This window comes from Anabaena sp. CCY 9910, from assembly GCF_963920875.1.
GTDB classification, from domain to species: Bacteria; Cyanobacteriota; Cyanobacteriia; order Cyanobacteriales; family Nostocaceae; genus Trichormus; species Trichormus variabilis.
On sequence record NZ_CAWUDJ010000001.1, the window covers coordinates 1 to 19,715 of the forward strand.

Annotated in this window: 19 protein-coding genes, 1 tRNA gene and 1 other annotated feature; of the genes, 3 read left to right on the forward strand and 17 right to left on the reverse strand. The window is 43.3% G+C overall.

Features of this window, described 5'->3' with window-relative positions:
• Positions 1 to 419 precede the first annotated feature (419 nt).
• The 9 genes from rplL to ACM5QX_RS00045 form a co-directional block, all read right to left on the reverse strand.
• Positions 420 to 806 carry a 50S ribosomal protein L7/L12 gene (gene rplL, locus ACM5QX_RS00005; RefSeq protein WP_414751856.1) on the reverse strand — a complete coding sequence of 129 codons (387 nt, stop codon included), beginning with the start codon at positions 804 to 806 and terminating at the stop codon, positions 420 to 422.
• 100 nt (positions 807 to 906) lie between these two features.
• Positions 907 to 1,452, reverse strand: coding sequence for a 50S ribosomal protein L10 (rplJ, locus tag ACM5QX_RS00010; protein ID WP_011319323.1), 546 nt, complete (start codon positions 1,450 to 1,452; stop codon positions 907 to 909).
• Between the two features lie 59 nt (positions 1,453 to 1,511).
• Positions 1,512 to 1,678 (reverse strand) — a sequence feature (ribosomal protein L10 leader region).
• 63 nt (positions 1,679 to 1,741) lie between these two features.
• Positions 1,742 to 2,458, reverse strand: coding sequence for a 50S ribosomal protein L1 (gene rplA / locus ACM5QX_RS00015; RefSeq protein WP_414751857.1), 717 nt, complete (start codon positions 2,456 to 2,458; stop codon positions 1,742 to 1,744).
• 124 nt (positions 2,459 to 2,582) lie between these two features.
• Positions 2,583 to 3,008, reverse strand: coding sequence for a 50S ribosomal protein L11 (gene rplK, locus ACM5QX_RS00020; RefSeq protein WP_010999424.1), 426 nt, complete (start codon positions 3,006 to 3,008; stop codon positions 2,583 to 2,585).
• A 7-nt stretch (positions 3,009 to 3,015) separates the two neighbouring features.
• The gene (gene nusG / locus ACM5QX_RS00025; protein ID WP_011319321.1) at positions 3,016 to 3,648 is read right to left on the reverse strand and encodes a transcription termination/antitermination protein NusG; all 633 of its coding nucleotides are present in this window, start codon (positions 3,646 to 3,648) and stop codon (positions 3,016 to 3,018) included.
• The gene (gene secE, locus ACM5QX_RS00030) at positions 3,648 to 3,869 is read right to left on the reverse strand and encodes a preprotein translocase subunit SecE (protein ID WP_010999422.1); all 222 of its coding nucleotides are present in this window, start codon (positions 3,867 to 3,869) and stop codon (positions 3,648 to 3,650) included. Before secE ends, nusG begins: the two co-directional genes overlap by 1 nt.
• Positions 3,870 to 4,066: 197 nt before the next feature.
• Positions 4,067 to 4,139 (reverse strand) — tRNA-Trp (locus tag ACM5QX_RS00035).
• 141 nt (positions 4,140 to 4,280) lie between these two features.
• On the reverse strand, positions 4,281 to 4,643 hold the full coding sequence (gene rplS, locus ACM5QX_RS00040; RefSeq protein WP_041456214.1) for a 50S ribosomal protein L19: 363 nt from the start codon (positions 4,641 to 4,643) through the stop codon (positions 4,281 to 4,283).
• Positions 4,644 to 4,834: 191 nt separating this feature from the next.
• The gene (locus ACM5QX_RS00045; RefSeq protein WP_414751858.1) at positions 4,835 to 5,545 is read right to left on the reverse strand and encodes a TetR/AcrR family transcriptional regulator; all 711 of its coding nucleotides are present in this window, start codon (positions 5,543 to 5,545) and stop codon (positions 4,835 to 4,837) included.
• Positions 5,546 to 5,633: 88 nt separating this feature from the next.
• On the opposite strand from ACM5QX_RS00045, the gene ACM5QX_RS00050 reads away from it, so the two are divergent.
• Positions 5,634 to 6,638, forward strand: coding sequence for an SDR family oxidoreductase (locus tag ACM5QX_RS00050; RefSeq protein ID WP_414751859.1), 1,005 nt, complete (start codon positions 5,634 to 5,636; stop codon positions 6,636 to 6,638).
• A gap of 300 nt (positions 6,639 to 6,938) precedes the next feature.
• Here ACM5QX_RS00050 and ACM5QX_RS00055 read toward each other — a convergent pair whose 3' ends face one another.
• Both ACM5QX_RS00055 and ACM5QX_RS00060 read right to left on the reverse strand, forming a co-directional pair.
• Entirely contained in the window at positions 6,939 to 10,172 is a 3,234-nt protein-coding gene (locus tag ACM5QX_RS00055; RefSeq protein WP_414751860.1) for an efflux RND transporter permease subunit, read from the reverse strand.
• Positions 10,173 to 10,290: 118 nt separating this feature from the next.
• The gene (locus tag ACM5QX_RS00060) at positions 10,291 to 11,706 is read right to left on the reverse strand and encodes an efflux RND transporter periplasmic adaptor subunit (RefSeq protein ID WP_414751861.1); all 1,416 of its coding nucleotides are present in this window, start codon (positions 11,704 to 11,706) and stop codon (positions 10,291 to 10,293) included.
• Positions 11,707 to 12,250: 544 nt separating this feature from the next.
• Here ACM5QX_RS00060 and ACM5QX_RS00065 point away from each other — a divergent pair.
• Positions 12,251 to 12,790 (forward strand): phycobiliprotein lyase, encoded by a 540-nt coding sequence (locus ACM5QX_RS00065; RefSeq protein ID WP_414751862.1) that lies wholly within the window; start codon positions 12,251 to 12,253, stop codon positions 12,788 to 12,790.
• A gap of 153 nt (positions 12,791 to 12,943) precedes the next feature.
• On the opposite strand, the gene ACM5QX_RS00070 is transcribed toward ACM5QX_RS00065, so the two are convergent.
• From ACM5QX_RS00070 to psaK (ACM5QX_RS00080), 3 genes are all read right to left on the reverse strand, one after another.
• Positions 12,944 to 14,722 carry a choice-of-anchor I family protein gene (locus tag ACM5QX_RS00070; RefSeq protein WP_414751863.1) on the reverse strand — a complete coding sequence of 593 codons (1,779 nt, stop codon included), beginning with the start codon at positions 14,720 to 14,722 and terminating at the stop codon, positions 12,944 to 12,946.
• 419 nt (positions 14,723 to 15,141) lie between these two features.
• Positions 15,142 to 15,420, reverse strand: coding sequence for a photosystem I reaction center subunit PsaK (psaK, locus tag ACM5QX_RS00075; RefSeq protein WP_414752240.1), 279 nt, complete (start codon positions 15,418 to 15,420; stop codon positions 15,142 to 15,144).
• Positions 15,421 to 15,667: 247 nt separating this feature from the next.
• Positions 15,668 to 15,922, reverse strand: a complete 255-nt coding sequence (psaK, locus tag ACM5QX_RS00080; RefSeq protein ID WP_414751864.1) for a photosystem I reaction center subunit PsaK — start codon at positions 15,920 to 15,922, stop codon at positions 15,668 to 15,670.
• Between the two features lie 128 nt (positions 15,923 to 16,050).
• Here psaK (ACM5QX_RS00080) and ACM5QX_RS00085 point away from each other — a divergent pair, with 128 nt between their 5' ends.
• Entirely contained in the window at positions 16,051 to 16,683 is a 633-nt protein-coding gene (locus ACM5QX_RS00085; RefSeq protein ID WP_414751865.1) for a phosphoribosylanthranilate isomerase, read from the forward strand.
• A gap of 72 nt (positions 16,684 to 16,755) precedes the next feature.
• Here the strand turns inward: ACM5QX_RS00085 and folE are convergent, their stop codons facing one another.
• The 3 genes from folE to ACM5QX_RS00100 form a co-directional block, all read right to left on the reverse strand.
• Complete coding sequence (folE, locus tag ACM5QX_RS00090; protein WP_011319308.1) at positions 16,756 to 17,463, reverse strand: GTP cyclohydrolase I FolE; 708 nt, start codon at positions 17,461 to 17,463, stop codon at positions 16,756 to 16,758.
• A 163-nt stretch (positions 17,464 to 17,626) separates the two neighbouring features.
• On the reverse strand, positions 17,627 to 18,352 hold the full coding sequence (locus ACM5QX_RS00095) for an SDR family oxidoreductase (RefSeq protein ID WP_414751866.1): 726 nt from the start codon (positions 18,350 to 18,352) through the stop codon (positions 17,627 to 17,629).
• 359 nt (positions 18,353 to 18,711) lie between these two features.
• Positions 18,712 to 19,692: an acetyl-CoA carboxylase carboxyltransferase subunit alpha gene (locus ACM5QX_RS00100; protein ID WP_414751867.1), complete on the reverse strand. Its 981-nt coding sequence runs from the start codon at positions 19,690 to 19,692 to the stop codon at positions 18,712 to 18,714.
• Positions 19,693 to 19,715: the final 23 nt, after the last annotated feature.

Here is a 19,715-nt window from a genome sequence, read left to right on the forward strand (position 1 = left end):
CGTGCTATGTCTCTTATCCAGTCTGCTTTGTAGCTTCTTTGTCACCCCTTCAGGGGGGGAACCCCCGCAACGCGCTGGCTCATGAATCGCGTCTCTACAGATGGTTCATTTGTCAATACGGTTCAGTTAAGAAAATAAATTAACTGCTAGACATAAAACAGATCTATTTTTTGGAGGGGGCTTGGGGGACGCAACCGTCCCCCAATCGGGGGTTTGGGGGAGAATCCCCCAAGTCTTGGTTCTTCTGAAATCGATAAGCTGACAACGTTAACTGAACCGTATTGGTTCATTTATCCCATTCTTTTTTCAAATTGGTATAACGACTGACACACACAGCGCAATAAACACAAAAAAGGAGTCTCATTGGACTCCTTTTTTTATAGTAAGAATATTTGAGTAATTGATGCCTGATGGCTTAATTACTTAATTGTTACCTTACCGCCAGCTTCTTCAATCCGCTTCTTAGCATCTTCAGCAGCATCTTTAGCGATCGCTTCCTTAACTGCTTTAGGTGCAGCTTCTACTAGGTCTTTAGCTTCTTTCAAGCCTAGACCAGTGATTTCGCGGACAATCTTCAGAACTGCAATCTTCTTATCAGCAGGAACTGAGTCGAGAATGACATCAAACTCGGTTTGTTCTTCTACTGGTTCAGCAGCAGCCGCCGCCGCAGGAGCAGCCACAGCTACGCCAACGGGTGCAGCAGCACTTACGCCAAAAGCTTCTTCAATTTGCTTAACTAACTCAGCAGCTTCTAACAAAGACAGAGATTTTAATTGGTCTAAAATTTGATCGGTTGCAGCAGACATTGATATAACTCCCGTAATGTTGATTTAGTTATTTGTTCGTTGTCAGTTGTTCGTTGTCAGTTGTCATTTTTATTAACTGCTAACAACAGCTAACTACTAATTAGGCAGCGCTATCATCGCCGCCATTTTCTTTGTCAGCGACAGCTTGCAAAGCGCGCGCCAAGCCACCAGGAACTTCGTTGATACCCACAGCAATCTTGGTAGCCAAAGCGTTGATAGCTCCAGCAATTTGACCCATGAGTTGTTCCTTGGATGGCAAGTCTCCTAAAGCTTTGACATCTGGTTCTTTGAGCAAGCGCCCTTCCATTACGCCACCGCGAAGTTCTGTCTTCTTGGTAACTTTTTGGAAGTCTTGGTATGCTTTAATCGCAGAAGAAAAGTCTTCTTTAACTAGCAAAAATGCTGAAGAACCTTTGAGCAACTCCGACAGAGGCTGCCATTTTTCGTCATCTTGAATGGCAATACCCATCAAAGTATTTTTAGTTACTTTGCAGACAGTACCACTAGGACGCAGCCGCCGCCGTAAGTCGCTAATTTCAGCAACTGTCAGCCCTTGGTATTCAATTACCAGTGCCAAAGTAGACTCACCCAAAGTTTCTTTAAGGTCAGCTACAATTTCTTTTTTATTTTCTAACGTTCTACCCATGTCGGTTTCACCTCCTCAAAATAATCGTCGATGGCTCTTTTGATGATTTTTTCTGACCAGGGTATAACAATAAACCCCGACTATCTCAGCCGGGGTTTAGTCTCAAGACTCTGATTACTAAAGCGACGCATTATTTTTCACGTCACATTGAGTAAGAGAGCTTTAACCTCGGCAGGGTATTTAAGCTGTTAGCACCTGCTGTCTCCGGCTTCGCATATTTAGTTTTGGTTATTAGTCGTTGGTAATAGTATTGTATCCATTACCTATTAACCATCACCCATTACCTCGATTATGCAGCTTCAGTCAGTTTATAATCTCTCAGAGCGTTAATATCGACTCTAATAGATGGCCCCATTGTGGCAGACACATAAAATGTGCGCCAGTAGCGACCTTTGGCTCCCGAAGGACGGTTACGGTCAATCGTCTCTTGCAACGCCTTCAGGTTTACCAACAAATCTTCTGGCGAGAAGGATGCCTTACCAAACATAACATGAACAATGCCTGTACGGTCAGCCCGGAATTCTAGCTTACCTGCTTTAAATTCAGCGATCGCACTTGCTATGTCAAATGTAACCGTACCACCTTTTGGAGAAGGCATTAAACCGCGAGGGCCTAACATCTTACCAAGTTTTGCTACCTGTGGCATGACATCTGGTGTGGCGATCAACTTGTCAAAATCCATGCGGCCTTTTTGGATTTCGTCAATCAGTTCTTCTGAGCCAAATACATCAGCACCAGCGTTAGAGGCTTCTGTAACTTTTTCCCCACGAGCAATTACAGCTACTCGCACAATTTGCCCTGTACCTTTGGGTAGTGCAACTGTCGTCCGTAATTGTTGGTCTGTATATTTTGGATCAATACCTAAGCGGATATGTGCTTCCGCAGCTTCGGCAAATTTTGCTGTGGCTGTCTCTTTCAACAGGTTCAGAGCATCTAAAGGCCCGTATTCTCTATCTTCAACTTTTGCTTGCAACTCTTGCAAGCGGCGTGATACTTTCTTTGTCATTGTTATCTCCTGGGGTCGGTTACGAAGCTTGGCTTCTCCCCCGATAAATTTTAGTTATGAGTAGCAAGTGTTGAGTAGTAGGTGCTGATCACTATACCCATCACTATTAACTCGGAATTTTTAACTAATCGGTGACTGTCACACCCATATTTCTGGCGGTTCCTGCCACAATTTTCATGGCCGCATCTATGTCGTTAGCGTTGAGGTCAGGCAGTTTAGTTTGGGCAATTTCCCGCAGTTGTGCTGTGGTAATTGTGCCAACTTTTTTCTTATTAGGTTCGTTGGAACCTCTTTCAATTTTCGCTGCTTTACGGATTAATACAGATGCTGGTGGGGTTTTGAGTACAAATGTGAAACTCCGGTCTTCATAAACCGATATTTCTACAGGAATTACCATCCCAGCTTGGTCGGCTGTTTTGGCGTTGTACTCTTTGCAGAACATCATGATATTAACACCATGTTGACCCAAGGCGGGACCAACTGGGGGTGCTGGGTTGGCTTTTCCAGCATTCAGGGCCAATTTAATGACCGCTACTACTTTCTTCGCCATTTTTTATTTAGCTCTGTTTTTCTACCTGATTAAATTCCAGTTCTACTGGTGTGTCTCGCCCGAAGATCGATAGCAAGGCTTTTAGTTTACTCCGTTCTGGACTAACCTCAATTACCTCACCTTCAAAGTCCTTGAATGGGCCAGAAAGCACGATTATCTTATCACCACTAGCCATGTCAATTTTGACAATTGGCTCTTGTTCTGTGGTTTGTTTAAAGATACGTTCTACTTCTGAGTGACTTAGGGGTAGTGGTTTAACGTGACCGCGGCCTTTGCCTGTACCACGTTTTTGCTCTGCTCCCACAAAGTTAATTACATGGGATGTATTACGTACCACCTGCCAGGTATCATCATCCATCACCATCCGCACTAACACATAGCCAGGAAATACTTTCTCTTCTGTGTGTTGGCGGCTGCCATCCTTACGGATTTTGACTGCTGGTGTGTGGGGAATTTCTACCTGGACAATCTTTTCCGCCACATCAAAAGTTTGAATGCGTTGCTCTAAATTTGTTTTTACCCGCTTTTCGCAGCCTGAGGCTACTTGTACTGCATACCAGCGTGCTTCTGTAAGTGCTGTTTCTGCTGTTTCCTCTGACTGCAACGCCGAGTTTGTTGGTTCGTCTGTCGCAGAAGTCATCAGAATACCTGCTTTGCTACCCAAGCAAACAATCCATCGACTAAGTAGATTAAGGAAGCGGAGAGTGTCACCATAAGCAACACGGCTGCTGATTCACTTATTAGTTGCTTGCGACTGGGCCAAACTACTTTCTCTAATTCTTCTTTTGTTCCTTGGAAGAAGTTGGTAAAGTTAAACCCACCAGAAGTCTCTGCGATTTCTGCTTCATTTTTTTTGGCCACGGTCGTTTATCCCCCGTCTTTACTCAATACAGCTATAACTCTGCTAATTTTCATCCAGGTTGACAGCTTCAATTCCATCAAAATTAACTGGAAGCAAAAAAGCTGCAAGTATAAAACAACTACACCCGAAATCAATAGTACTTCCTGCTATCTTAGCAGTTGTACCACTGGTTCGGGCTGTGTTTTTTACTTTCGAGCGCGCCCTGGAGGACTTGAACCCCCGACATCAGGTTTTGGAGACCTGCGTTCTACCAACTGAACTAAGAGCGCACAAGCTGGCTTGATTTTAGTTTGTGTCAAACTTTTTTTAGTTTAACATAACTAGGTTACCATTCTACCATAGTTTTGTCGAGTTAACTAGCGGCAGATGCCGCCGATTCACTGAGATTTCTCCCATACCCTGAACAAAAATTATAGAGAACGGTCGAACCGTTGCTTGATCCGGGTGGCTTTACCTACGCGACCACGTAGATAATAAAGTTTAGCACGTCTTACTTTACCACGACGTAGTACTTTGATGTTGTCAATCCGGGGTGAGTGCAGTAGGAATACCCGTTCTACGCCAACGCCTTGGAATACTCGGCGGACGGTAATTGTTTCGTTAATACCACCGTTGCGTCTGGCGATGACAACGCCTTCATAGGGTTGCACACGATATTTATCACCTTCTTTAATCTTCACACCGACTCTGACGGTATCACCGATGTAAATTTCGGGCAGATTAGATTTTAGTTGTTCCGCTTCTATGGAGCGGATAATTTCTTGAGCGCTCATGGTCTGTTTGTTTAAAAAACTCACGATCATCTATCATAAATGGATCGCTATGTTTCAGTCCACTGGTTTTGACTTAATAAACATCACTATTTTAAGTGACAGTGCAATCTGGCGCCCGATACCAGCAGAGAATATTTAACTAATTTGCAACAGTCGGGTTATGGGTATTTTGATTGGGCGATCGCTTGTCTCTATCCCACAGTTAATTGTCCCAACCGGTCTTCTAAGTAAGTCACCATCATCCGCTTCATATCAGCAATCATGTCGTTAATATCTCCACCGGCGTTTTGAATCTCTTTTTCTTGCTGGATTAAATAGCTCATGCCTTTATAAAGGGCTTTTGTCACCCGCGCAATTTGCCAACCTTGGGTGGGGTGGAGATGAGGGCAAACTCTCAGCAGCAAATCATAGATGGTTGCTAGTATTTCTTGATCGACTCGTTTGGCCCCTTCAGCCAGGATGCCTTCCCCTTCTTGACCGGCGTTTAAATGTCTAAAAGCGGGATGCTGGCGCTCAAAGGCAATCATGGGGTCAATTACTCGATCAACCATAGCCGCAAAATCTAGACCGGAGACATCCTGTTGTAAAGCAGCCACGGTATTCCTGCTTAATTGCTGCATATATCGTTCCCCTAAGGCGGTGAGGATGGATTCCTTGTTGGAAAAGTACTGATACACTGACCCAATGGAAATATTGGCGCGATCTGCTAAGGCGTTGGTATTGATGGCTTCAGTCCCTCCCTCTGCTAGCAAATCAGCAGCCGTATCGAGGATTAAATCACGTCTTTGCCGGCCGCGATCGCCTGAGGGTTTGCGTCGGCTTTTCTGAAGATTATCTTCTTTTAAAACTGATGACTTCACTTGTTTATTACCTGGGGATTGACTATGTGAGTTTTTGCTCATATACTGCAAGATATGATGTGAGTAATAACTCACACTAGCAATGTTCAGACTGGGTTTACAAGCTATAAGATCAACAGGAATAAATATCATGAGCGGCAAAATAGCTTTTGTGACTGGAGCAACAGGTCTGCTGGGTAGTAATCTTTGCCGAGCGCTTGTATCTCAGGGATGGCAAGTAAAAGGTTTAGTTCGTTCTCTTGATAAAGCCAAACGTTTCCTGGGTGATAGTGGCATTGAATTTATTCAGGGTGATATTGAAGATGTACCTGCCTTTACTCAGGCATTAAAGGGAGTAGATGCGGTGTTTCACACGGCAGCTTTTTTCCGGGAGTATTACCAACCGGGTAGTGACTGGCAGAAGATGAAGCGCATTAATGTAGATGCCACGATGGAACTTCTACAAGCAGCAGAGGCGCAGGGGGTAGCAAAGGTAGTGTTTACCTCATCCAGTGGGGTAATTCAGACTTATCCACATCAGGCAGCCACGGAAACCGCACCTTACAATAAATTTGCCGAACAGAATCTCTATTTCAAAACTAAGATTTTGGCAGAACAGGAAATTTACCGCTTTCTCAACACCAGCCAAATAGACATAGTGATGATTCTGCCTGGTTGGATGATGGGGCCTGGAGATGCTGCACCAACTTCTGCGGGACAACTGGTGTTAGACCTATTGGCAGGTAAACTGCCTGGGGTAATTAATGGTGGTGCTGCATTGACTGATGTACGAGATGTGGCGGCGGTTATGGTAAAAGCTGCCGAAAAAGGAGAAAGAGGTGGGCGTTACATCGTAGCGGGGCCACTGACAACCATGAAAGATATTGCCTTAGAACTGGAAGCGATTTCCGGGGTCAAAGCACCTAGAATGGAAATTCCTGATGGGATAGCGATCGCGATCGCTTGGTTTTTGGAAAAGTTAACAGGTTTGACTGGTGGAGTTAACCCCATGCCACTAGCTGGTATTCAGACTTTATTTGAGAAAGCAAAGTTAAGTTCAGCCAAAGCCGAACAAGATTTAGGCGCAACCTTCCGTCCTTTGAGGGAGACTTTGAAAGATACGGTGTTGTGGTATCAGTCTCAAGGCTATGTATAATTCTTCTACCCAAACCAGAGAGAGGACTTAAGACTATTTCTACACTTACCGACGACTACTGCTGCGTGTGGGTGGTTTGTGAGAATTATTCACTATGAGAAAGGCTTCTTTCAATTGCCCCCTTAGTTGATTTTAGGATAGTATTCCAGTGCTTTACTTAATGTAACGTTGTTCAGTGGCGCGCTCAATCAATAAATGCGATCGCCTGTCCTTAAGCTATGACGGCCTTAAATCACACAATCATATATGAGTTTCGTTGACGGTGAACAGTCAACCGTCAACGTGATTACAGCTAATTTTTTACAAAGTGAATCTTTTCCTCCAAACCCGCCACCAAATAAATACTGGCTTACTCCAGGCTCCACTCAATAAATCATGGAGTAAGGTGTAAAAGCAGGGGATGATGAATAGTGTGAGTAATGTTGCTAAGGATAAACCGGAAAACACTACTACGCCCAATGGTTGTAGAAATTCTGAGCCTTCACCGATTCCTAATGCTAGGGGAAACATCCCCAAGACAGTAGTAATGGTGGTCATTAATATGGGACGTAAGCGTTGGGGTGCAGCTTGCAAAATGGCAGTGCGGCGGTCAACTTTGTCGCGATCGCGGATTTGATTTGCCAATTCCACCATGATGATGGCATTATTGACGACAATTCCCACTAGTAGAACTGCACCGACGATGACGGTTGCACCAATGGCAGTATTGGTAATGTAAAGTCCGAAAATCCCGCCGGCTAGTGCTAGGGGAATGGTAAACATAATTACTAGCGGGTCAATGAGGGAATTGTACTGCACTGCCATGACGACGAAAACGAGAAAGCTAGCTAATCCGCCTAATAGTTGCAGTGAACTTTGTAGTTGCCGATTGGATTCTGCGGCGGCGCTTGGTAAAACGCTTACGCCTTCTGGTAATTCTAGGTTACTAATGACGTTATTTACCTGTTCGATGGCGCGACTTAAACTAGCTCCTTCAGTTAAATTTCCGGCAAATATGATAACTTGGCGTTGGTTAATACGCTGAATCTCTCCCGGTGCTTGGGCTTCGACAATTTTGGCGACATCACTGAGGCGAACCTGCCGATTGTTACCAACAAATAAAGGTAGTCTTTGTAGTTGAGAACCTGTTTGTACTGCTGACTCATTTAACTGTACTCGCACATCTACCAAGCGGTTGCCCCGTTGCAGTTGTGTGGGTACGCTGCCTTCTAGGGCGGTCTGAATTGTGTCTCCGATATCTCTAGTAGTTAGTCCTAATGCAGAAACTCTTTCCCAGTCGGGCAAGATTTGAATTTCTGGTTGTCGTTCATCAGCATCGGGACGAAATCTCACTTGGGTGGCTTGTTCTTCTAAGGCTGCTAATACCTGACGGCTAGCTTGTTGTAATGTGTCTGCATCAGTACCCTGGAGAATCACATCAACGTCGGCATTGCGTACAGGAGAGTTATTGGTAATTAAACCCCGTACTTGACCAGGAGCCAAGCGTAAACGAATACCTGCTAAGTTTAGTTTATTTAATTCTTGGGTAACTCGTTCGACATAAGTATCTACATTAGTGCCTGGCTTGAGGGTGATGGTGCTGGTACCTCGTAAGGGGTTAGCATTGGTATTGGTGCCAAATAAAGCACCACCGGCAGTCGTGAAAGTATATTCTGTTTCTGGCTGTTGCCGAATAATTTCATCCACCGCGCTCATGACTTTGCTGTTAGTCTCTAAGGGCGTACCGGGTGGGAACTGAGCGAATAAGCTGGCTTGTCCTGTACTAATACGGGGGAGGATTTGTTGGGGAATTTGGGGAGCCATCCATAAACTACCACCACCAAACAGGAGAATAGCGATCGCTACTGTGACTAATCGCCAGCGTAAGATGCCAGCTAAAAATCTACCATATCCTCGCGTAGCTGCTTCAAAACGCTCATTGAATTTCCGTAATGGCCAAAAGTTGCTCAAGCCACTGGAAAATTTCCAGCCTAATAATCGAGAAGCAAGCATTGGCACAACTGTTACAGCAATGACGATGGAAGCGGCAACAGAAAAGGTGATGGTGAGAATTAATTCGTTAAATAATAAGGCTATAAAACCACCAATAAGTAGAAACGGCAACACTGCCACTAAGTTGGTACTCGTAGAAGCAACTAGAGCCGATTCGACTTCTTGGCTGCTGGTTTCTGCTTGAGCAATTAGTTGCTTGTGACTGAGCCTGCTTTTACTATCCTTACCAGGAGTCATGCCCACGCCTTCGGCAATGCTCTCCAACATGACGATGGAGTTGTCTACGACTATACCCACACCCAAGGCTAAACCACCTAAACTAAAGACGTTGATGGATAAGCCGAATAACCCCATCAAGATGATAGCGGCTAGAGTGGCTAGAGGGATAGCGATAACGATAATAAAGGTCTGTCGTAAGGAACCAAGAAAGAGAAGGACAGCGATCGCTGCTAATGCTGTCCCTATCAATCCAGAACTGGTAACATTGGATATAGAGTTACGGATAAATCTTGATTCATCTAGGGTAGGTGTAATCACTGTACCTTCGGGAAATAGGCTAGATTGTCGCAGTTCCTCTAAACGTTTTTTGACAGCATCAACAACATTAATTGTGTTGGCATCTGGTTGCTTTTGAATACTGACTTTGACGGCTGGCTCACCGTTGAGTGAGACATATATTCGTTGTTGTTCTGAACCATCTATAATTTGGGCAAAGTCCCGGAGATAAACGCGGCGGTTGGAGACTGGGGACTGGGAATTGGAGGAAGATGTGGAGACTTCAAAGGACAGATTTCTGAGTTCGTCGGCACTTTGAAAGCGTCCAACTGTACGGGTTAAAGGTTCGGAATTTTGTCCTAAAATCCGACCGCCAGAAATATCAACGTTGCGGTTTCTGAGTTCATTTAGAACATCATTTAAACCTACACCCAAAGCTTGCAGGCGGTCTAAATCAATATTAACTCTGACTTCTTCTTGCACTCCGCCAGATACGTCTACTCCAGCTACTCCAGAAACAACACCCAATTCGCGGGCTAGTTCTTCTTCTGCAAACACTCGTAAATCTAGCCCTTCTAAAGAGGGGGATGTTAAGGCGAATTCGTATACTGGTAACTGGGAAGGATCAACTTTAAATAGACGCGGTTCTTCAATTGTGTCTGGTAAGCCGTTTCTAGCTCTGTTGAAAGCCGCAGTAGCATCATTTAGAGCTTGGTCAATATTACCTCCTGGTTGAAAGAACAAATCTAAACTGACTTGTCCTTCACGAGTTTGAGAAAAAACCTGTACCACACCTTCTGTTGCCGAGAAGGCTTCTTCCAAAGGTCTTGTCACTTCATCAATTGCTACCTCTGGAGAAACTCCAGGTGCTTCTATCCGCACACCAATGCGGGGATAGGTAATTGAAGGTAATAAATCTACGGGCAAATTGATAATGAAAAATACACCCAGCACCATAACTGCTAAGGTGAGCATTAGTGTACCGATATGTTGGCGAATTGATACGGTACTAATACTAAATCCGCTACTTTTATTTACTTGCTGCATGAGTCGCTGCGCTCCAATTCAAAATTCGTCTTGGAAAGTTTGCTCAACGGGGGGAACCCCCGCACCGCAACTTTCCGCAAAATTAAAAATTCGCAAACTAAATCTTTACTTTGAATTTTTAATTCCTCGCAGGGTTTTGCTCTGAAAGAATTGAAAGACGTACATTTTCCCCATCTTTTAAGGGTCTACCACTACGTGCGACGTACTGCTCTCCAGGTTGTAAGCCAGATAAAATTTCTACTTTGCCATCAGCACTTTTTCCTAAAGTGACTGTACGTGCTGTGACAGTTGGCTTGCCTTGGCTATCTGTAACTACGTACAGTGTGCCGTTTTGATTTTGTGATTGTCTTGGGGTTTTTGGGGCGGATTGCTGGTTTCTGCCCTCCCTTTGAATTGCGGTTTGTGAGACTACTACTCGTTCTGGAGTTTGACTGGCAAAGTTAACTCTTGCTAGCAATCCACTACCAATGTTGCCTTGACTATTAGGAATTACTACTTCTACTGGTATTAAACGAGCTGTAGCATCGGCGGTGGGGGAAATACGGGTGACTCTACCGATGATTTCTTTATCGGGGAAAGCATCTAAGCGTACTTGTACAGATTGTCCGACTTGAATTTGTCCTAGTTCTAATTCGGAGACTTGCACTACTACTTTAATTTGGCTCAAGTCAGCAATTTTTAAAACTTCTCCTCCAGCTTGTAAGAGATTCCCAGGCTCTGTGACTCTCTCGGTGATTACACCATTAAGGGGGGATGTGAGGCGTGTATATGAGCGGCGTTCTTTTGTTTGGGCAACTACGGCTTTTTGGGCAAATACTCTACCTTTGGCAGCAGCAACAGCTTGTTCTTCGGTTCGGACTTGCTCAGTAGCTGCGCGGAGTGCTTGAGTAGCTGTTTTTGCTTGTGTTCGTGCTTGCTCGGCGGCTTGCTCGGATATAGCTCCTTCTTTAAATAATCTCTCTTGACGTTGGGCATCTGCTTCAGCCTGTACGACTTCGAGTCTTGCCCGTTCCACTTGGGTGCGGGCATTACTTACCTGGGTTGTCGCTCTAGCTACTTCTGATTCCAAAGCTGCGAGTTCGGCTTCTGCTTGCTTGAGGTCTGTGGATAATATGATGTCATCTAGTTGTCCGACGTTCTGCCCTCGTCTAACTGTGTCACCTACATCTAAGTTCAAAGCTAAGAGTCTCGCTTCTACCTGCGATCGCAGTGATATTGTTCTAAATGGTGTGGTAGTACCTGTATACTCTGGTTGTGTCTCTAGTCTTTCTCTACGGGCGATCGCCACATCTACAGGTGCTACCCCGCCTCGTTCTCCACCTCTACGTTGCTGAGATTGGGCTTCGGCTGTTTCTTTGGGTAGAGAACCGCAACTTGCTGTTAGTACACCCACACTCAACAAACAAGCAACAAATAAGCTATGTTTTGCACATTGCCAGTCAGGAAATATCTGTCTGTGGGCAGATATTTCACCGCTAAATTGTAATTTTGTATTTATTAACTGGCTTGTCGCTGGGTAAGTTTGCTGTTTCATGATTTTTGCTGTGGATTTTGGTTGAAAATCATTTATGGTTTGTTTTCTTGTTTGTGGAAGCTTTTAAAATAACAGCCTTTTTTACCTAGCAATAATGTACATATCATGCTGGCTGAAAAATAATATTGAGAATAAACCAAGTTTATCCAAGAACTTTTTTGTGTCAAACGTTACTACTTTTACGAGATAAAGTCAAAACAGATTTAGCTACTACTCTATTTACGCAATTGCAGGATTGTGTTTGATATTTGATTTGGCTATGTAAGGTGTATGAATTTTTTATATCGGTATAAAAGTTATTTCCGTTAGGGAACTTTAAGAAACTAAAATTAGTCTCTAGCTTTTTTCCCTAAAAATTATCAGGTGCAAATATTTAGCTTTACTAAATATACACAAATATTAGCAAAAACACTAGCAATGTTATAGGCAATTTTAAAAGATTTCGGTAATATATTAAATTTTCTGAACATAAATTGCTTTTAGCTACGATATATTATATAGACAAAATCAATTATTTCTGCCTTTTAGGTGAGGACAATCACGAGTGAAATCGCTGTCAAAACTTGCACACACCGTTGATGAATCCCAAATCATCGAGTTTTTTCAAGAGTCGGTTGGTCAGTGGCGTTCGCAAAGGCGTTATTATACTCTCCCTGACGGTGAAACCAAGGAGATGGTGAGTATGATTACTATCCGATTTTTGGAACAAGGTTGCGATGAATTACAAAAACTGGCTCAGATACATGAATTAGCTGAGTCAGTTTTTTTGATCTGTGGTGCAGAGGTGACATGGTGCAGTACAGATGTTCTAAAAAACAGGAGTGAGTCTCAAGGTTCCACACTGTTTGGTGCTTTAGGAAACACCTTGTACCGCGATCGCGGTTTTGCCACATCTAAACCAGTCACAGCCCAGTATAATTTTCCTAACCCCAAAACCTTATGTTTGCGAACCGAATACAATGGTTCGGTATTTGAGGAAGAATTAAAGTTAATTGGTAGCAAATATCGCACCAGACAAACTATTATTTCTCGTGCTGGTGAGCAATTAATGATAGGTCAGTATATAGAAAAGAGAATGGTTTAGTAGTCATTAGTCAATGGTTATTGTTTTATTGCTTTGGACTAATGACTCTTTAATTATTACTCCCCTTCCTTCCCTTGTAGGGAAGGGGTTGGGGGTTAGGTTCTAGAGAAAGTTGCACAAGGCGTTAGTTAGCCATTACCAAAGAAATTTGACTTAGCGTCTGCGCTTTACTCTAAGGATGGTAGTTGAAACAACAGCACCTAAAGCAAGCATAGTTCCGGGTTCAGGGACTGTTTCTATATCCAGAGAGTAGATGGTAGTTGTTCCACTGATCTCATTGGCGGTAATTAACAAAGGCTTCTTATTGGGACTATCTGCTGCTGAGATAAATAGTAAGCCTTCTGGGCCTAAATCTCCGGCTGCTGGGTTAGTCTTACCACCTGGATTTTGTAGAGGAACTGTAAAATCACGATTGTTAGCATAGTCTAGAAAAACAGGTTTGGCTGGGTTAGTAATGTCATATACCATCACACCTCCCACCCGTTCTAAGCCAACAAAGGCGTAAAAGCGACCGTTAATTTTTGCAATCTTTACGTCTTCTGGTTCTGGCCCTTTGTCATCGCTACGGGTATCAAAACTATTTTCAGTATTATTAGAGTTGAAAAACGCGGGTAGACGTTGGGCAATAATTTGTTCAAATTGGTCGCCACTATCAAACACTAACTTTAACTTACCCGTAGTCTGATCCGATTCCCAAATAGAGAAAGAACGCGCACCATAGGAGTAAATCTTTTCAAACGAACCATCTTTGTTTTCATCGCCTAAAGTTCTAGTGACATTGAGACGACCTAAATTAGCAGTGTTTTTTAAAACACTAGCATTCGGAAACACTGTAGGATCAAGGAGATACTGATTACTACCCAGGCGCACTACTTCACTGAAACCAGCGTAATCCCTGGCATCACCTTCATTAGCGGTGACAATATAAGTTTTGCCATTCACTGTATAGGAAGCTATGCCATCGGGTTGATACATTCCCAAGACAGGCCAATTAGAGATATTAATAGCATTATCGCGATCGCTAGCGTCAAAACCATTCCCTGGCAGGCTATGATCCTTAAAGCCCAAAGGGCTGATATTGGTAATCTCATTTGTAATCAGGTTTAAGGTGGCGATCGCATTATTTTCTTGCAACGATATCCAAGCCTTAGTAAAATCAGAGGAAACAGTTATATATTCTGGCTCTAAATCCTGAGCAACAGTAGCGTTAGGGCCAAAAATTCTCACTCCATCTGCCCGTAACTGATTGATTTGACTGTTGAACTGACTAAAACCAGCATTGACGACACTGAAGTCAGCTATATTAATAATGCTAACTGAGCCTTCCGGATCAACTGTATAGTTGGCATTCGGCTCACCTTCATTGGCTACTAAGACACGTTTGCCATCTGGCGTAAAAGTGAGCATATCTGGCAATGCTCCAACATTTACAGAATTGATTAAGTTGCCGTTAACATCAAAAAATACAGCTTTACCCGGATTTTGGGGCGTGAAATCTTCAATAGCTGCGGCCAGTAAGCCATTCTTAAAAGCGACGCTATTAACTCCTCTACCGTAGTCTTGAATACCGATATTAAACAAGAATGAGGGTTTAGTCGGATCACTAATACTGATGACATCAATACTACTAGTCCCCCCATTAACCACAAATAGCCTTTGACTTACAGGATCGTAAGCTGGAATTTCTGCACCACCCTGCTCAAATAGACCTGTACTATAAGTACCTATCGGTTTGAGGGTAGTTGCTTCTGCTGGAGCCAACATTGCTCCTAACAGAATAAAAGATGGAGCTATTATGGCGATAAGCTTTTGGATAGTCATGGTTTGGATATAATAACTAATGCCTGATTTGTTGATGTTGTGCCGCAAATTCGTAGCACGAAAACTTCCCCACAAGCCTGAAATGAAGGCTGGCGGAGTTTTATTACTCATTGCTGAGTAGACTAAATTAGTCGGAAGTTTTCAGATGAAATTGAGTTGACTGTCAATTACAGGTACATCCGAGAATTTATTGGTCAAAAGTTAAAGCAAATATAAATTTAGGTTAACTGAAGATTAACGACCGTATTTTTACGTATTCTTTATTTAAATCAATGAAAAATTATCATAACTATCATTCTTCTCTACCAGCATCTTCAGACAAGTGAGAATTATTCCTCTCCCAAGTATTTACGGGCTACACACAAAAAATAAAAAATATACAAGGGTGCGTCAGTATGAATAATTTCTGAATGTAGTTAGGTTCTATGGCACTGATGCACTCTCCAAACCATCAATTTTGGATAATTTATTTTTTGGTTTTCCCATAGACCGTAGCCTGAGAGGAGAGAGTGGGATTGCAGATAAGTTAATTAAATAACACCAAGATTAGCCAATCCCAACACGGCAGCAACGCCAATAATGTGACCAAAACTCATAGATGCCAAAAATGTGGCAACGCTGGGATTATTGAAAATTGAAGGGAAAGGCAAAGGCATCTTTGTCCCTACATGGGGATAGCGAATCGACCTGCCGGCAATTAAAAGTACTAATAGACAACTAGCGATGATAATAGGTGTGCCATTCCAGTTCCAGGTTGTACCTGTGTTGGGTACGGTGGCTTGAGCCGCTATGAGGATTGATGAGAGCATAGTTCTTTCTCCTGCATGAATAAATTGATTTAGCTGATTAGTTAACAGCAACATCAATACTCCGCTTGGTGAAGCCGCAGAATCCTCTCTCAAAAGAAAGGTTCAACTCTCCTTCTAAAGTTGGGGTAATGATGTAAAAGCTAACTGCACCCAAATGGCAAGTTTCATCGCTGGAGAAAGAACAGAAATTATTTGTAAACTTGAATTCGTTAAGACCAGAAATTTCCAGTCTTAGCGATATCCAATTCTACAGACGACCAATATTAGTCAACCCCAGGACTATACCAATACCAAGAACATGACCAAAAGCCATTGCACCGATAAAGGTGGGAACGCTAATAGGCAACCCAGGGAATTTGGGGCCTACTTGGGGATATTCAACTTTGAGAGCGAACAAAAGAGCTACCACACTGCTAGCACTAATGATAATGCCTACGGTTGGCGACCATTCAGGGGTTGCAGGTACAGTTGCAGCTATTGCTAATAAGGTTGATGAAATCAAGCTTTTGTCTCCTAAATATCTAGGGCAAAGTTAATCTAGACCTAGAAAATTATAGAGTTAGTTAGGACACAACCGAACTTAATCAATCAAAATTCGACTTTTTTTAGTTCTCAATATGGGAAATTGTTATGCGTGTGAAAATTTGCGGCATCACTCAACCACAACAGTCAGTAGCGATCGCCTCTTTGGGTGCAACAGCGCTAGGATTTATATGTGTACCTTCTTCACCGCGTTACGTTACAGCCGCACAAATTTGGGCAGCAGTAGCACCACTACCACAAAATATCGATAAAATCGGCGTTTTTGCCAATAGCAGTGTTGCGGAAATTAAACAAACAGTGATTGATTCTGGCTTAACTGGTGTGCAGTTACATGGTGACGAAACCCCAGAGTTTTGTGACCAATTACGGCGATCGCTTCCCCAAGTAGAAATCCTCAAAGCTTTGCGAGTTCGCAGTCTTGAGCATCTGGAGCAAGCAATTATTTACACTCAATATATAAATACTTTATTACTTGATGCCTATCATCCCCAGCAATTGGGTGGGACTGGTCAAACTTTAGATTGGCAGATGTTACGAAAATTCCGCCCAAGTTGCCCTTGGTTATTAGCGGGGGGACTGACACCAGACAATATTTTAGAAGCTTTAAGCCAACTTAATCCTGATGGCATTGATTTATCTAGCGGTGTCGAACGGAAACCAGGGGACAAAGATTTAGATAAAGTTGCACTACTTTTTGAAAAATTGGGGAGTAGGAATTAGGGAGTAGGGAGTGGTAGGAGAATATCAGGGGAATGAATAATTACCCATTCCCCATTACCCATCCCCCATTCCCTAAAAGAATGATGGTTGATGACGAATCAAGTTAAAGAATTCTTCTCTAGTCTTTTGTTCTTCTTGGAATACGCCTAACATGGCGCTAGTTACAGTCCAAGAGCCTGGTTTTTGTACACCGCGCATCACCATGCACATATGGCTGGCTTCCATCACAACCGCTACACCTTGGGGTTCTAAAATGGTCTGCACAGCTTCAGCTATTTGGCGGGTTAGCCTTTCTTGTACTTGCAAGCGACGGGAATACATCTCAACAATCCGGGCTAGCTTACTTAGTCCTACAACCTTTTGGTTGGGGATATAAGCAACGTGCGCTCTACCCATGAAGGGTAACATATGGTGTTCGCATAAGCTAAAGAAGTTGATATCTCGCACTAGTACCATCTCGTTATGACCTTCATCAAAGACAGCACCGTTGAGTAATTCTTCTAAAGATTGGTTGTAGCCACTGGTCAGGAACCGCATCGCTTCTGCCACGCGCTTTGGTGTTTTTAATAGACCTTCTCTTTCTGGGTCTTCTCCAACACCCACTAATATTGACCTGACTGCATCCATCATTGAATCCATGTCTTGTTCTGAAGGTTGGTGCAATTCTGGTTCTCGGCCGTTATGGGTATTGCGGTCAGGTCTGGTATTAATAGCTTCTGCCAAATCGGGAATTAGAGGCGATTGAGCGCGATTGGAACCGTTGGAACTAGCAATAGTCATAATTTCAGTCTTGGTTATGGTTTATTCAATGGTTAACCCCCTAAGGGGAATTCAAAATTCAGAATTCAAAATAATCCTACAAACTACGTAGGAGTTAGCTTTCTCTGGATCAGTGCAAGCCTAGCTGTAGGCTATTACGAATTACGAATTTACGAATTACGAATTACAGCGCACCTGCGCTGGGCATGAGCGTCAATTCATCAATGACTGCTTGTGGTGGTAATAGTGCAGTGTAAAGAATTGACTGAGCCACAATTTCTGGGGTGAGCATTTTGGAACGGTCAAAGTCAGCTTTAACCGTCTCTGTATCCCAAAGTCCAGTATTTACAGCCCCTGGACAAATCGCACTTACCCGAATGCCGTGGACACGTTCTTCTTGTGCCAAGGTTTGAGAAAGTGCCATTAATCCTGCTTTACTGACGCTGTAAACTCCCCAGTGCGGAAAAGATTGTTTCGCTGCAATCGAAGACACATTGATGATTGTGCCTGTATGGCGATCGCGCATTCTTGGCAAAATTCCTTTAATACATTCAAATACGCTGGTCAGGTTCAAGTTAATTACTTGTTGCCAGTCTGCTAAAGGCGTTTCACTTAAGGTAGCTGTATATGCTACACCCGCATTATTTACAAGAATATCTATGTCTCCAAAGTCAATGGCGATCGCCTGGATTTTCGCCTCTACTTGCGATACGTCTGCTAAGTCTACAGTATACGCTTTGGCTACTACTCCAGTTTGTTTGGCTGCTTCTACTACAGGTGTTAATTTATCCCCAGAACGGCTCACCAAAGCCACATCTATTCCTGCTTTTGCAAAGGCTAATGCCGTTGCTTTGCCAATTCCACTACTTGCCCCAGTAATCAGAGCGCGTCGTTTCTGCTCCAAACTCATGCTTTCTCCCAATTTTTTGGCAGTTTTGCAAGCCCTTGTCACCCAATTATCGAAATTTTTAGAGTCAAATAGATTAAATTAACCTTAAATTTCGATGATATTCCCTGACAAATGCTATGATTATTTGCTATAATTAGTGTTCTCTGCAATTTTAGTTTACACAAAAATAACAAACGCTAGTTTAAAGACTAGCCCATGTTACTACAGTTAATTAGCAAATACTTTGATCTAGCCACCCATCTACATTAGTGGCTATTTAGATATAAATACCTATGGCTGATGAGATTGTTAAAAATCTTTAAGTAGCCACAGGTAATTATAACACTGGTTTTGGGTAATAAATCAATTAAGCGCGTTTGTTAATGTGCAACTTCTGTAAATACACCAATTTTGCGGAACTTATCATAACGCAGTTGGCGGCGTTCCTGTGATGTTAAGCGGTCTAGTTCATCTAAGTTATCTAGCAGGGCTTGTTTTAAGGTTGTAGCAGCTGTTAAAGGGTCAGAATGAGCGCCACCGGTGGGTTCAGGTAATATCTGGTCAATGATGCCCAAATTTTTCAGGTCATGGGAGACGATTTTCAGGGCGACGGCGGCTTGGGGAGACTTGCTAGCATCTTTCCAAAGAATTGCCGCACAAGCTTCGGGGGTAGCCACAGTATAAACAGAGTGTTCAAACATTAATAGGCGATCGCCTACACCAATACCCAAAGCACCACCAGAACCACCTTCACCGATAACGGTGCAGATAATTGGTACATCCAAAGAAAACATCTCGCGCAAATTATAGGCGATCGCTTCCCCTGCACCTTGGCGTTCGGCTACCACCGTGGGTAAAGCGCCTGGAGTATCGATAAATGTCAAAATCGGCATACTAAATTTGTTGGCGTGTTCCATCAGCCGCATGGCTTTACGATAGCCGCCTGGAGTCGCCATCCCGAAATTGCGAGCAATATTATCTTTGGTATCTCGTCCTTTTTGATGACCTAACATCACCACAGGTTTACCACCCAAACGCGCTACACCACCAATGAGAGCCGGATCATCACCACCACAGCGATCGCCATGTAACTCCATCCATTCATCACTGATGGACTGAATGTAATCGAGGGTACTAGGACGGCGGGGATGACGTGCTACCTGTAGTCGTTGAGATGGGGACAGAGTACTAAAAATTTCCTCACGCAGTTGCATAGCGCGTGTTTCTAGCTTGCGAATCTCACCAGACACATCTACGCCATTCTCCTCTGCCAGTTGCCGAATTTGATCAATCCGGTTTGCCAGTTCTGCTAGTGGCTTTTCAAAATCTAACAGTAGTGGTTTGCGCTCAGTTGTAGCCATCGTAAAAGTTATGAGGTTGAGGG